12 protein-coding genes are annotated in these 12,868 nt (G+C 72.8%); 4 read left to right on the top strand and 8 right to left on the bottom strand.

Annotated features, from left to right (window positions below; all coding sequences use genetic code 11):
- Window positions 1–9: 9 nt before the first annotated feature.
- Entirely contained in the window at window positions 10–1,023 is a 1,014-nt protein-coding gene (locus ACQP1N_RS16835; protein ID WP_433232449.1) for a fatty acid desaturase family protein, read from the bottom strand.
- A gap of 207 nt (window positions 1,024–1,230) precedes the next feature.
- Here ACQP1N_RS16835 and ACQP1N_RS16830 point away from each other — a divergent pair, with 207 nt between their 5' ends.
- Window positions 1,231–2,022, top strand: coding sequence for a tyrosine-protein phosphatase (locus tag ACQP1N_RS16830; protein WP_067802715.1), 792 nt, complete (start codon window positions 1,231–1,233; stop codon window positions 2,020–2,022).
- Window positions 2,023–2,174: 152 nt separating this feature from the next.
- On the opposite strand, the gene menD is transcribed toward ACQP1N_RS16830, so the two are convergent.
- The 3 genes from menD to ACQP1N_RS16815 all read right to left on the bottom strand — a co-directional run bounded on the left by menD (window position 2,175) and on the right by ACQP1N_RS16815 (window position 5,753).
- A complete protein-coding gene (gene menD, locus ACQP1N_RS16825; protein ID WP_067802718.1) occupies window positions 2,175–3,842 on the bottom strand; it encodes a 2-succinyl-5-enolpyruvyl-6-hydroxy-3-cyclohexene-1-carboxylic-acid synthase in 1,668 nt (555 codons plus the stop codon).
- Window positions 3,839–4,768, bottom strand: a complete 930-nt coding sequence (locus ACQP1N_RS16820) for an o-succinylbenzoate synthase (protein ID WP_242608898.1) — start codon at window positions 4,766–4,768, stop codon at window positions 3,839–3,841. Before ACQP1N_RS16820 ends, menD begins: the two co-directional genes overlap by 4 nt.
- Before the next feature lie 85 nt (window positions 4,769–4,853).
- Window positions 4,854–5,753, bottom strand: a complete 900-nt coding sequence (locus ACQP1N_RS16815) for a 1,4-dihydroxy-2-naphthoyl-CoA synthase (RefSeq protein ID WP_067802725.1) — start codon at window positions 5,751–5,753, stop codon at window positions 4,854–4,856.
- Between the two features lie 110 nt (window positions 5,754–5,863).
- Between ACQP1N_RS16815 and ACQP1N_RS16810 the strand changes: the two genes are divergently transcribed.
- Entirely contained in the window at window positions 5,864–7,021 is a 1,158-nt protein-coding gene (locus tag ACQP1N_RS16810; protein WP_433232444.1) for an AMP-binding protein, read from the top strand.
- 278 nt (window positions 7,022–7,299) lie between these two features.
- Window positions 7,300–8,658 carry an RNA polymerase sigma factor gene (locus ACQP1N_RS16805; protein ID WP_433232442.1) on the top strand — a complete coding sequence of 453 codons (1,359 nt, stop codon included), beginning with the start codon at window positions 7,300–7,302 and terminating at the stop codon, window positions 8,656–8,658.
- A 66-nt stretch (window positions 8,659–8,724) separates the two neighbouring features.
- On the opposite strand, the gene ACQP1N_RS16800 is transcribed toward ACQP1N_RS16805, so the two are convergent.
- Both ACQP1N_RS16800 and ACQP1N_RS16795 read right to left on the bottom strand, forming a co-directional pair.
- Window positions 8,725–9,630 carry an ABC transporter permease gene (locus ACQP1N_RS16800; RefSeq protein ID WP_084263225.1) on the bottom strand — a complete coding sequence of 302 codons (906 nt, stop codon included), beginning with the start codon at window positions 9,628–9,630 and terminating at the stop codon, window positions 8,725–8,727.
- A gap of 2 nt (window positions 9,631–9,632) precedes the next feature.
- Window positions 9,633–10,616, bottom strand: a complete 984-nt coding sequence (locus ACQP1N_RS16795; protein ID WP_067802733.1) for an ATP-binding cassette domain-containing protein — start codon at window positions 10,614–10,616, stop codon at window positions 9,633–9,635.
- Between the two features lie 128 nt (window positions 10,617–10,744).
- On the opposite strand from ACQP1N_RS16795, the gene ACQP1N_RS16790 reads away from it, so the two are divergent.
- Entirely contained in the window at window positions 10,745–11,263 is a 519-nt protein-coding gene (locus tag ACQP1N_RS16790) for a MarR family winged helix-turn-helix transcriptional regulator (RefSeq protein WP_067802736.1), read from the top strand.
- Here the strand turns inward: ACQP1N_RS16790 and ACQP1N_RS16785 are convergent.
- Window positions 11,203–12,420: a uroporphyrinogen-III synthase gene (locus ACQP1N_RS16785; protein WP_433232437.1), complete on the bottom strand. Its 1,218-nt coding sequence runs from the start codon at window positions 12,418–12,420 to the stop codon at window positions 11,203–11,205. The genes ACQP1N_RS16790 and ACQP1N_RS16785 overlap by 61 nt on opposite strands.
- On the bottom strand, window positions 12,404–12,796 hold the full coding sequence (gene nirD / locus ACQP1N_RS16780) for a nitrite reductase small subunit NirD (protein ID WP_067804296.1): 393 nt from the start codon (window positions 12,794–12,796) through the stop codon (window positions 12,404–12,406). Before nirD ends, ACQP1N_RS16785 begins: the two co-directional genes overlap by 17 nt.
- Window positions 12,797–12,868 lie beyond the last annotated feature (72 nt).

The raw sequence follows: 12,868 nt of genomic DNA, 5'->3' as shown, positions 1-12,868 counted from the left end.
GCCCCGTCCCTACCGCGACGACCCCCCGACCGCCCGCATGTGACCAAGAGCCTGCCGATACGACGCGAACAACCCCGTCTCGGTGTAAGGGACGCCCACCGCCGCGCAGTGCTCCATCACCAGCGGCCGCACCCGCCGCAGGCCACACCGCGGAATCCCCGGGAACAGATGATGCTCGATCTGGTAGTTCAACCCGCCCATCAGCCAGTCGGTGACCACCCCGCCCCGCACGTTCCGCGACGTCAGCACCTGCCGCCGCAGATGACCCCACCGCTCCCCCGGCCCCGGCATCGCCATGCCCTTGTGATTCGGCGCGAACACCGCCCCCAGATGCACACCGAACAGCGCGTGCTGCACCACGATCAGCGCCACCGCCTTGCCCGCCGGCAGCAACGTGAACGCCAGTGTCAGATACCCCACCGCGTGGGCCAGCAGCAGACCGCCCTCCACCAGACGGTCACGCCCGGGCCGCCCCCGCAGGAACACCAGGCTCCCCACCTTCAAATTGACGCCCTCCAGCGTCAGCAGCGGAAAGAACAGCACCGCCTGATGCCGCGCCACCCCCCGCTTCCGCCCGGCCTGCTCCCGCGTCCACGCCAGAACCCCCTCCCCTACATCGGGATCCTTCCCCACAAGGTTCGGATTGGCGTGATGCCGGTTGTGCTTGTCGCTCCACCACCCGTGCCCCATGCCCAGCAGCAGATTCCCCAGCAGCAACCCGAGCCACCGATTCGCCCGGGCGCTCCGCGCGATCTGCCGATGCCCCGCGTCATGCCCGAGGAACGCCGTCCGCGCCGCCACGACCGCCAGCGGAACACCGAGCAGGACCGTCCACCAGCCGTCCCCCGCCCACGCGACCGCACCCCACACCGCAGCCGTCGCGGCCAGATTCAGCCCGATCGCCCGCGCATAGTAGCCGCGGCGGCGCTCCAGCAGCCCGCTCTCGCGGACCCGCCGCGCCAGCACGGTGAACTCACTACCGGACGAACGGGGCGGAGCGGACACGGAGAGAGTGACGGTCATGAAATCTCCATTCCCAACAGGGCCGAAACGACTACTCGAAAGCTACGGAGCGTGAAACCGCACGGTCGCCCCGCTGTGGAGCCAACTTCGCTCTGGCTCGCAGGTCCCGGTCGCGGCATACCCGCCTCATCTCCCAGGTCGGTCTTCCCAGGAGAACGGGACCCTGCGCAAAAGCCCGGCCACCGCGGCCCTATAAGGTCACAAGTCATGGACGATGGCTCGCGATGGATCGAACTGGACGGTGCAGTCAACGCTCGCGACCTCGGCGGCCTCCCCACCGCCGACGGCCGCACCACCCGGCTCGGGCGCCTCCTGCGCTCCGACAACCTCCAGGACCTCACCGTCACCGACGTCCGCCTCCTCCTCGACGGCTACGCCCTGAAGAACGTCATCGACCTGCGCAGCGACGCTGAAGTACGCCTCGAAGGACCCGGCCCCCTCACCCGGATACCGTCCGTGACCGTCCACCATCTGTCACTGTTCCCCGAAGGCGGCCGCCACACCGACGTCGCCGCCGATGTCGACAAGGCGCTCCCCTGGCAGGAACGTCCCGCCGACGACCCCGAAGAGGACCGCTCGACCGGCCACTACCTCGGCTACCTCGCCGACCGGGGCGACTCCATCGTCGCCGCCCTGCGCGTCATGACCCGCACCGACGGCTCCGCACTGGTGCACTGCGCCGCCGGCAAGGACCGCACCGGAGTCGTCTGCGCCCTCGCCCTCGACGTCGCCGGCGTCACCCGCGAGGCGATCGTCGCCGACTACGCCCAGACCGGTGAACGGCTGGCGGCGATCCTGCGCCGTCTGCGCGCCAGCGACACCTACGCCGCCGACCTGGACTCCCGGCCCGCCGACACCCACCGGCCCCACGCCGCCATCATGGAGAAACTCCTCGCCCGCATCGACGAGGAGTTCGACGGGACCCTCGGCTGGCTGTCCGGCCACGGCTGGACCGACGAGGACACCCACGCCCTACGCGACCGCCTCCTGTCCGCGTAACACCGCCGACAAGGACAGCGGCCCCACCCGGTGGGTGAGTGGTTTTGAGACTGGTTTTTGGCTGGTGGGTGGGCTACCAGCCCCACATCTTTACATTGTAAGTTCAAGGTTGGGACGTCGCCGGGAGTGGGGACCACCGGGGTTCGAGAAGGTCAGGCCAGGACGTCGCGGACGGCCGCCTGGGCGGCCTTGCGGAGGTCGGCGTGCAGCACCGCGTTCGCTTCCCTGTCGGTGCGGGCCTCGATGATCCGCAGCCCCTCCCCCGCGATCGCCTTCGGCAGGTCCGCGGCGGCGTCCAGGCACCGGTACGGGAGGCGGTGCGCGGCGGCGATCGCCTCCAGATCCACCCGGTGCGGGGTGCCGAAAACGCGCTCGAACGGGCCGTGCAGCGCCGCCTGCGGCAGCAGCGAGAAGATCCCGCCGCCCCGGTTGTTCACCACGACGATCGCGAGGTCCGGGCGCCGGTCGTACGGGCCGAGGATCAGCCCGTTCTGGTCGTGCAGGAACGCCAGATCACCCAGCAGCGCGTAGGAGCGGCCACTGTGCGCCAGCGCCGCGCCCATCGCCGTCGAGATCAGGCCGTCGATCCCGCTCGCACCCCGGTTCGCCATGATCCGGATGCCGCGGCGCGGCCGCATCACCTGGTCCAGGTCGCGGATCGGCATGCTCGCCGCCGTGAACAGCAGCGACCCGCTCGGCAGTCCGGCGGCCAGGTCACGCGCCAGCCGCGGCTCGGTCACCTCCGGCACCGCGTCCAGGACCGCGTCCACCGCCGCCGCGGCGGCCAGGTCCGCGGTCCGCCACGACTTCAGCCACGCGTCGTCGCCCGACACCACGGGGATCTCTACCTCGGGCGCCACCTGCGTCGCCGACCGGACGGGATCGGGCCAGTGCGCCAGATCCGGCGCGAGGACGATGTGCTCCTCCGCGCGGCGCAGCAGCGACAGCAGCGGACGCGACAGCCCCGGCTTGCCCAGCGTCACCACCACCTCGGGACGGTGCCGCTCCACGAACTCCGGGACGCCCAGCAGGAAATGATGCGACGACAGGGCGTGGTCACCGTAACGGGCGTTGCCGTTCGGCTCGGCCAGCACCGGCCAGCCGGCCATCGACGCCGCGGCCACGTACCGCTTGACGTTCACCGCGCCGTCCCCCACCACCAGGACGCCCCGGCGCGTCGGCGGGACGTGCAGCACCGAGCCGGGGGTGGCGGGACGCACCTTCGTCCACGCGCCCGTCACATCACCGTCAAGGGGCTCGCACCACGTCTCGTCCCCGTCCGGGATCAGCGGCTCCCGGAACGCCGCGTTCAGATGCACCGGCCCCGGCGACGGCGCCTGCGCCACCCCCCACGCGCGGCTCACCAGCGACCGCCAGTACGCCACCATCCCCGGCCGGTTCTCCGGGACGCCGATCTCGGTGCTCCACCGCGCCGCCGTCCCGTACAGCTTCACCTGGTCGATCGTCTGGTTCGCGCCGGTGTCGCGCAGCTCCGGCGGACGGTCCGCGGTGATCACGATCAGCGGCACACCGGACTCGTGCGCCTCGATCACCGCCGGGTGGAAGTTCGCCGCGGCCGTCCCCGACGTGCACACCAGCGCCACCGGACGCCCCGACCGCTTCGCGAGGCCGAGGCCGAGGAACGACGCCGACCGCTCGTCGATCCGCACGTGCAGCCGCACCCGGGCCGCCTCCTCGGCGGCCTGCAGCGCCAGCGCCAGCGGCGCCGACCGCGACCCCGGCGCCAGCACCACATCGGTCATCCCGCAGCGCAGCAGTTCGTCGACCAGGACGGTCGCCAGCGCGGTCGCCGGGTTCACGGCCCCACCTCGATCACCGGCGGACCGTCCATATGCTCCTGCGCGGCGAGCGCCCGGCGCCGCCACCCGGCCGCGGGCACCTCCCAGCGGCGCAGCGCCTCCTCGTCCACCACCGGCCGCCGCACCTCGATCTCCCCCGCCACCGGCCGCAGCGGGTCACCGGCGACGTCGCCCTCCAGCAGCGACAGCGTCGCCAGCCCGCACGCGTACGGCAGCTCCGGCAGCGCGGCGGCCAGCGCCACCCCCGCCGCCAGCCCCACCGACGTCTCCACCGCGCTCGACACCACCACCGGCAGCCCGCACGCCTCCGCGACCCGCAGCGCCGCCGCGACCCCGCCGAGCGGCTGCACCTTCAGCACCGCCACGTCCGCGGCATCCGCCGCCCGCACCTTCAGCGGATCCTCGGCGCGGCGGATCGACTCGTCCGCCGCGACCGGCACGTCCACCATCCGCCGCACCCGCGCCAGTTCCTCCAGCGTCGCGCAGGGCTGCTCGGCGTACTCCAGCTCCCAGCGGTCCAGCGACCTGATCATCCGGGCGGCGTGGTCGACGTCCCAGCCGCCGTTCACGTCGATCCGGATCCGGCCGTCCGGCCCGATCGCGGCGCGCACCGCCTCCACCCGCGCCATGTCGTCGGCGTCGCGCTGACCGCGCTCGGCGACCTTCACCTTCGCGGTGCGGCAGCCGGACTCCTTCACCATCTCGAACGCCCGGTCCGGGCCGACCGCCGGGATCGTCACGTTCACCGGGATCCGGCCGCGGACGGGCGCCGGCCAGCCGTCGTACGCGGCCTCCCTGGCGGCGGCCAGCCACCGGGCGCACTCGGCCGGGCCGTACTCGGCGAACGGCGAAAACTCCCCCCAGCCGGCAGGGCCCTGGATCAGGGCGCCCTCCCGCCGCGTCACACCACGGAATCGCGTCCGCATCGGGATGGAGTAGACCCGCACCCGCTAGACCCCCTGACCTGGCCGCCGACTCACGGTAGTCCGGATCACACCGTGCGTCCGGACATTAGTAGTACCACGGGAAACGAGACCAATCGGGGTCGCGCTTCTCCAGGAACGAGTCCCGCCCCTCGGCGGCCTCATCGGTGCCGTAGGCGAGGCGCGTCGCCTCACCGGCGAACACCTGCTGTCCGACCAGGCCGTCGTCGATCAGGTTGAAGGCGTACTTCAGCATCCGCTGCGCCGTCGGGCTCTTGCCGTTGACCTTGTGCGCCCACTCCAGGGCCGTCGCCTCCAACTCGGCGTGCGGGACGACCGCGTTGACCATCCCCATCCGGTGCGCGGCCTCCGCGTCGTACGTCTCGCCCAGGAAGAAGATCTCCCTCGCGAACTTCTGCCCCACCTGCCGCGCCAGATACGCCGACCCGAATCCGCCGTCGAAGCTCGCCACGTCCGCGTCGGTCTGCTTGAACCTGGCGTGCTCGCGGCTGGCCAGCGTGAGATCGCACACCACGTGCAGGCTGTGCCCGCCGCCGGCCGCCCAGCCCGGCACCACGCAGATCACGACCTTGCCCATCATCCGGATCAGCCGCTGCACCTCCAGGATGTGCAGCCGGCCCGCCCGCGCCGGGTCGATCGTGTCCGACGTCTCGCCCTCGGCGTACTTGTAGCCGTCCTTGCCGCGGATGCGCTGGTCGCCGCCCGAGCAGAACGCCCACCCACCGTCCTTGGGCGAGGGCCCGTTCCCGGTCAGCAGCACGCACCCGACGTCGCTGGACATGCGCGCGTGGTCCAGCGCCCGGTACAGCTCGTCCACCGTGTGCGGACGGAACGCGTTGCGCACCTCCGGGCGGTCGAACGCCACCCGCACGGTGCCGTGGTCCACGGCGCGGTGGTAGGTGATGTCGGTGAAACCGAACCCCTCGACCTCTTTCCACGCGTCCGCGTCGAACAGCTCCGAGACCATGTGTTCCTCTCCCCTGAAACGACCGCGCCGGCGGGTCGCGGCGACCGGTGCCCCATTCAACCGGTTCCCTGTTTGAACGCGTTCAGCGGGGTCGTCTACGCTGACGGGTCATGGATCGCCCGCTCCACGCCGTCGTCCTGCCGCCCGGCCCCCGCCTGCTGCGGGCCCTGGCGGACGCGCTCGACGGCGGCCCCGCGATCTGCCCGCTGTCCCCGGACCTGCCCGAGCCCGCGCTCCGTGATCTGCTGGACGCCCTGGCCCCCGACGTCGTCGAGACACCGGGCGGGCTGACCCCCCGCTCCCCCGGCCGCGAACCGGTCGACGCCGGGACCGCCGTGCTGATCGCCACGTCCGGCTCGACCGGCGCCCCCAAGTTCGTCGAGCTGTCCGCGGGCGCGCTGCGCCGCTCCGCCGCCGGGACCCTGGCCCGCATCGAGGCCGCGCCCGGTGACCGGTGGCTGTGCTGCCTGCCCACCAGCCACATCTCCGGCGTCCAGGTCCTCGTCCGTTCCCTCGTCGCCGGCACCGACCCGGTGATCGCACCGCGCTTCGACGCCGCCGCCGTCGCACAGGCGGGCGGCTTGCACGTCTCCCTGGTCCCGACCCAGCTGCGCCGCCTGCTGGACACCGGCGCCGACCTGTCGCGGCTCGGCGCGATCATCCTCGGCGGTGCCGCCGCCGCACCCGGCCTGCTCGCCGAGGCCCGCGACCGCGGCGCCCGCGTGTTCACCACCTACGGCATGAGCGAGACGTGCGGCGGCTGCGTCTACGACGGGGCGCCCCTGGACGGCATGCGCGTCGCCCTCGGCGACGGCGGCCGGATCCGCCTGGCCGGCCCGTCGCTGTTCACCGGCTACCGGCTGCGGCCCCGGCTGACCGCCGAGGTCAGGGACGGCGAGTGGTTCGTCACCCAGGACCTCGGCGCGATCGAGGACGGCCGGCTCCGGGTCCGGGGCCGCGCCGACGATGTGATCAACACCGGCGGGGAGAAGGTCGTCGCGGGCGAGGTCGCCGCCGCGCTGTCGCGGCACCCGAGCGTCCGCGACGTCGTCGTGGTCGGACGGCCCGACCCCGAATGGGGCGAGCGGGTCACCGCCGTCGTCGTCCCCGCGGCCCCCGCCACGCCGGAGCTGCCGGAGCTGCGCGCCTTCGTCCGCGAGACGATGCCCGCCTACGCCGCCCCCCGCGAGCTGGAACTGGTGGAGGCCATCCCGCTGCTGGCGTCGGGCAAGCCCGACCGCGCCCGCCTCCGCGTCTCCGTCCGTTGAGCCTCGTTTTCCGGCAGTGGTCTTCGTCACGTCGCACCGGCCGATGCCTTTACGCAGTAAGGTCACGTCGGCTCAGGAAGGACGGTATGAAGCAGTCCTTTCCGGGCACGATGCGCGTCTGGATCGTTCCTCCGCGATCCGGCCGCGGGCCGCCGCTCCACCGGCCGTGGGAACAATGCCCCGGCCGTGCGACGTTCCGTTAAGTGCGTGCGCCACGAGCGAACACCATCCCGAACACAATCCGCGCCGCACTCACACACCGAAGGGGGGGTGTCCCCATGCCGCGAAGCGCCGTCGAGACCCCGCTCACGGAGTCGGCGGGCCCCGCGCTCAACGACCTCCTGAAGCGTGGCCGTGCCCAAGGGCGCCTCTCGCTCGACGAGGTGCGGGGGGCCTTCGAGACCGCCGGGATCAGCCCGGCCCAGGGCCGCTCCATCCTGCGCGAGCTGTCCGAGGCCGGCATCAACCTGGCCGGCGAGGCCGACGCCGTCCGCAAGATGGCCGCGGCCGCCGACCACGACGGCGGCGAGACCGCCCAGGCCACCGCCGGGAGCGCCCTGTCCGGCACCGCGCGGAAACGCACCTCCCGCAGGACCGCCGCCAAGGTCACCGGCACGGTCACCGGTACGGCCGCGAGGACCACCGGGGACGCCGACGCGCCCGCCGACGAGGGGTTCGAGGTCACCGAGGTCGAGGCCGACGCACCCGCCGACCTGGACGACCAGTCGACCACCATGGGCGACTCGGTCCACACCTATCTCAAGGCCATCGGACGCCGCCAGCTGCTCACCGCCGAGCAGGAGGTCGACCTCGCCAAGCGCATCGAGGCCGGGCTGTACGCCGAGCACAAGCTGGAGACCGAGAACCTCTCCCCCAGCCTGCGCGCCGACCTGGAATGGATCGCCGCCGACGGCCGCCGCGCCAAGGCCCACATGCTGGAGGCCAACCTCCGGCTCGTGGTGTCGGTCGCCAAGAAGTACTCCGACCGCGGCCTGTCGCTGCTGGACGTCGTCCAGGAAGGCAACCTCGGCCTGATCCGCGCCGTGGAGAAGTTCGACTACTCCAAGGGCTACAAGTTCTCCACCTACGCGATGTGGTGGATCCGGCAGGCCATACAGCGCGGCTTCGCCGACTCGGCCCGCACCATCCGGCTGCCCGTGCACGTCCTGGAGATGCTCAGCAAGCTGAGCCGCGTGGAGCGCGACATGCACCAGCGTCTCGGCCGCGAGCCCACCCCGGAGGAGCTCGCCCCCGAGCTGGACAAGAGCCCCGAGCAGGTCCGCGAGCTGCTGCGCACCAGCCGCCAGCCGATCAGCCTGGACTCCACCATCGGCGAGGACGGCGAGACCCGCATCGGCGACCTCATCGAGGACACCGACAGCCCCGAGGCGTCCGAGCTCGTCGACCGCCAGCTCATGGCCGACCAGCTGCGCCGCACCCTCGACATCCTGTCCCCCCGCGAAGCCAAGATCATGGCGATGCGGTTCGGGCTGTACGACGGGACGCCGCGCACCCTGGACGAGATCGGCAAGGCGCTCGGGCTGACCCGCGAGCGGATCCGCCAGCTGGAGAAGGAGTCGCTGTCCAAGCTGCGCCACCCCAGCAACGCCCGCCCGCTGCTGGACTTCGCCGTCTGACCCGCTCCGCAACGCCATGAGGCCCGCCCGACCCGAACGGTCGGGCGGGCCTCCTGGCGTCCGGTGTCAGTCGGCGCGGCTGAACTCCGCGATCGCCACCCCCATCAGGGCGAACCCCATGCCCAGGACGATGAGGATCTCCAGCCACATCGGCACCGTCCAGCCGCCCCACGTCACGCCCGGGTCGAACGTCCGCAGCAACTGCGGCGACAGATCCAGGTGCGAGAACACCACATGCCGCAGCGGGTCGACGGCGTAGGTCAGCGGGTTGAGGCGGGTCAGGACGGTCAGCCACGCCGGCAGCCCGTTCAGCGGGTACAGCGCGCCCGACAGGAACATCATCGGCATCATCGCCATCTGCATGAGGCCGAAGAACGACTGCATGCTGGTGATCCGCGCGGCCATCATCACGCCGAAACCGGTCAGCGCGAACGCCCCGATGAACATCAGGCCGAGCAGCTGGAGCAGCAGCACCGGGTCGTAGGGGACGCCGGCCAGGCCCGCCAGCAGCACGATCACCGCGCCCTGCAGGGTCGCCACGAACGCACCGCCGATGCACTTGCCGACGACGATCGCGCTGCGGCTGACCGGCGCGACGAGCATCTCGCGCAGGAACCCGAACTCGCGGTCCCACACGATCGACCCGGCGGAGAACATCGCGGTGAACATCACCGACATCGCGCAGACGCCCGGGAAGATGAACGTCTTCAGGTTCACGGCCCCGGCCGGGCCGCCGCCGCCGGCCATCAGGCTGGACAGGCCGGTGCCCATGACCAGCAGCCACAGCACCGGCTGGACCAACCCGGACACCATCCGCAGCTTGTCGCGCCAGAACCGGATCAGCTCCCGGTGCAGGACGATCTTCACCGCGCGCAGGTCCTGCCGCAGACCGCGCTCGGGCACCCTGACCCGGACGACCTCGGTGACCGCCGCCGTGTCCGGCGCCTGGGCGGTCTCCGCCGTGCGCGCCATCGTCACCTCCTCGCCGCGCGCATCGCCATGCGCATGTGGTCGCTCGCGGACGCCTCGGCGTCCCGGATGGTGGAGCCGGTGAACGACATGAACACATCGTCCAGGGACGGCCGCGCCACGTTCACCGACCGGATCGGGACGCCCAGCTCGGCGAACAGCCGCGGCACGAACGCCTCGCCGGAGGCCACCGAGAACGTGACCGCGCCCTCCGACACGACCGCCTCCAGGTCGAACCGCTCCTTGATCGCGGCGATCGCCGCCGCGTCGTCGGCGGTCTGGATGCGGACCCGGTCCTTGCCGACGCCCGCCTTGAGCGCCTCGGGGGTGTCGAGCGCGACGATCCGCCCCGAGTCCATGATCGCGATGCGCCCGCAGAACTCGGCCTCGTCCATGTAGTGGGTCGTCATGAAGATCGTGATCTCCTCGGCGGCCTGCAGCTGCCGGATGTACTCCCAGATCGACGCCCTGGTCTGCGGGTCCAGGCCGACGGTGGGCTCGTCCAGGAACAGCACCCGCGGGGAGTGCAGCAGGCCCCGCGCGATCTCCAGGCGGCGCTTCATGCCGCCCGAGTAGGTCTGCGCCAGATCGCCGCGCCGCTCCCACAGGCCGACCATCTCCAGCACCTGGCGGATGCGGGCGCCGGTGACCGACCGCGGCACCCCGTACAGCTCGGCGTGGAAGCGCAGGTTCTGCTCCCCCGACAGGTAGCCGTCGAGGGTCGGGTCCTGGAACACCAGCCCGATGTTGCGGCGGACGCTGTCGCGCTCGGCCACCACGTCGTACCCGGCGACCCGGGCGCTGCCCGACGTCGGGCGCAGCAGCGTGCAGAGCATGTTGATGGTCGTGGACTTGCCCGCGCCGTTCGGTCCGAGGAAACCGAAGATCTCCCCCGGCCGCACGGTGAAGTCGATCCCCCGCACGGCCTCCACGTCGCCGAACCTCTTGGTCAGGCCGACGACCTCGACGGCCGGTCCCCCGTCCGGCATGGGGCCTCCCCTCCATACGGAGCGCACACCCATATTTTGGACCATCCAACGTTAGGTGTACCCTATCTCTCACGTCAAGAGAAATTAGAAGTCCCAACGCAAACCCCCGACGATGCCTGGGAGCAGCCGTGGAGCACCGGCCCGACCCGCTGCACGAGTCGCCCACCTACCTGCTGTTCGAGATGGTGCGGCTCGTCCGCCGCACCGCGACGCGGATGTACCCCGGACAGCTCCGGCTGCCGCACCTGCTCGTCCTGTCGTGCGTCGCGCAGCTCGGGCCGCTGTCGCAGCGGGAGGTCGCCGAGCGGCTGCGGATGGACCCGGGCGACCTCGTCGGCATCGTGGACGCCCTGGAGGAGGCCGGCCACCTCGAGCGCCGCCGCGACCCCGATGACCGGCGCCGCTACGCGCTGGAGGCCACCGAGGACGGGCGGCTCTTCCTCGGCCGGAGCCTCGACGACCGCACCCGCCTCAACGAGACGCTGTTCGAACCGCTGGCCCCCGGCGAGATCCGGCTGTTCAAGGAACTGATGCTGCGGGTCCTCGCCCACCACGACGAGCGGTTCACCGTGCCGGACGGCCCCGGTCAGCCCCCGGCGCCCGCCGCGGGCCGGCCGGCGGGCCGCGGATCGCACGCCAGCCGGTAGCCGCGTTTGACGACCGTCTCCACGATCCCCGGCCGGCCGAGACCGCGCCGCAGCCGCGCCACCGCCATCTCCACCGCGTGCTCGTCGGCCCGCGGCCGGGCGTTCCGGCCCCGCCCGTCCCCGGTGAGCCGGCTCGGCAGCACCCCGCACAGCTCCGCCCGCGACACCACGTGCCCCGGGCGGCGCGCGAGCGCCCGCAGGATCGCCATCGGCGCGGGCGCGATCGGCCGCAGCCGCCCGTCCAGCACGACGGCGTGCCCGCGCAGTTCCAGCGACGACCCGCGCACCGGCAGCCGCCGCGCCCGGCGCCGCGGCAGATCGGTGGCCAGGGCCCGGACGAGCGCGCCGAGCCGGGCCCGCTCCGGCTGGACGGTCGGGACGTCCCGGCCGGTGAGCACCCTCGCGGTGACGGGCCCGACGCACGCCGCCACGACATGGGTGCGCATGGCTTCCAGCAGGGCGTCCTCCAGCCCGTCCTCGGCGGCGACGGCCAGCGTCGCGGCGACCGCGGGCGCGCTGGTGAACGTGATCGCGTCGACCGTGCCCGCGACGGCCTGGCCGACGAGACGGCGCAGCGGCGTCGGGTCACCGGTGCGCGACCACCTGTACACCGGGACCTCGATCACCCCGGCGCCCGCGCCGCGCAGCGCCCCGGCCAGCTCCGGCCGCCGCTCCCCGTACAGCTGGACGGCGACCCGCGCACCCGCGAGATCCCGCTCCAGCAGATGCCGGACCACCTCGGCGCACCCCTCCGACTCCGGTGCCCACGCCTCCCGCAGCCCCTCGGCCCGGATCGCCCCGCGCGCCTTCGGGCCGCGCGCCACGATCTCCGCGCCGGCGAGCCGTGCGACGAGGGCGTCCCGCAGCCCGTGCCCGTCCGCCGCCTCCAGCCACGCCCGGAAACCGATCCCCGTCGTGACGACGACATGGTCCAGGGGCGCGCCGACGCATGCCCGGGTCGCCTCCAGCAACTCGGCATCGTCGGCGAGCGGAGCGAGACGGATGGCGGGGGCCGGCACGACCCTGGCCCCGCGCCGCTCCAGCAGCATCGCGAGCTCCTCGTGGCGGCGGGCCGCGGTCACGCCGACCGCGAACCCGGCCAGCGGGCCGACCGGCGGGCCGGCGGGCCCGGCCGGCGGCTCACCGCCGGCGCTCATCGGTGAGCGCCGCCTCCACCCGGCCCCCGGCGCGGCGCACGGGGAAGACCGGCAGCACCACCCGCGGGTCGTCCAGGCACACCCCGGTCCGCAGATCGAACACCTGCTTGTACATGGGGGACGCGACCGTCGGCGTCCCGTTCCGGGTGCCGAGGATGCCACGCGACAGCACGTGGGCGCCGCTGAACGGGTCGAGGTTCGACAGCGCGTACAGGGTGCCGTCGAAGACCCGGAAGATCGCCACCTGCGTGCCGTCCAGCATCGCGCAGACGCCGCGCTCGGGGAGCAGGCCGGCGTACGAGCAGATGTCGAACCAGCGGGCCGCCGGGCGGCCCGCCCGGTCCCCGGTGATCGTCGCTTCGGGTGTCGTGGTCATGACCTGATCCTCCGCGGGAGCGGTTTCGCGGCTGGGTCTCCCTTGTCACCGCCGTGTTAAAAGGCCCTCACC

It is taken from the genome of Actinomadura formosensis (assembly GCF_050948385.1).
GTDB lineage: Bacteria > Actinomycetota > Actinomycetes > Streptosporangiales > Streptosporangiaceae > Spirillospora > Spirillospora formosensis.
Note: the sequence above shows the minus strand (reverse complement) of the source record. Positions and strands in the feature narration are given on the sequence as shown.

Coding starts and splice junctions, on each gene's coding strand:
- ACQP1N_RS16835 (WP_433232449.1), bottom strand. CDS start 1,023: ATGACCGTCACTCTCTCCGTGTCCGCTCCGCCCCGTTCGTCCGGTAGT.
- ACQP1N_RS16830 (WP_067802715.1), top strand. CDS start 1,231: ATGGACGATGGCTCGCGATGGATCGAACTGGACGGTGCAGTCAACGCT.
- ACQP1N_RS16820 (WP_242608898.1), bottom strand. CDS start 4,768: ATGCGGACGCGATTCCGTGGTGTGACGCGGCGGGAGGGCGCCCTGATC.
- ACQP1N_RS16815 (WP_067802725.1), bottom strand. CDS start 5,753: ATGGTCTCGGAGCTGTTCGACGCGGACGCGTGGAAAGAGGTCGAGGGG.
- ACQP1N_RS16810 (WP_433232444.1), top strand. CDS start 5,864: ATGGATCGCCCGCTCCACGCCGTCGTCCTGCCGCCCGGCCCCCGCCTG.
- ACQP1N_RS16805 (WP_433232442.1), top strand. CDS start 7,300: ATGCCGCGAAGCGCCGTCGAGACCCCGCTCACGGAGTCGGCGGGCCCC.
- ACQP1N_RS16800 (WP_084263225.1), bottom strand. CDS start 9,630: ATGGCGCGCACGGCGGAGACCGCCCAGGCGCCGGACACGGCGGCGGTC.
- ACQP1N_RS16795 (WP_067802733.1), bottom strand. CDS start 10,616: ATGCCGGACGGGGGACCGGCCGTCGAGGTCGTCGGCCTGACCAAGAGG.
- ACQP1N_RS16785 (WP_433232437.1), bottom strand. CDS start 12,420: ATGAGCGCCGGCGGTGAGCCGCCGGCCGGGCCCGCCGGCCCGCCGGTC.
- nirD (WP_067804296.1), bottom strand. CDS start 12,796: ATGACCACGACACCCGAAGCGACGATCACCGGGGACCGGGCGGGCCGC.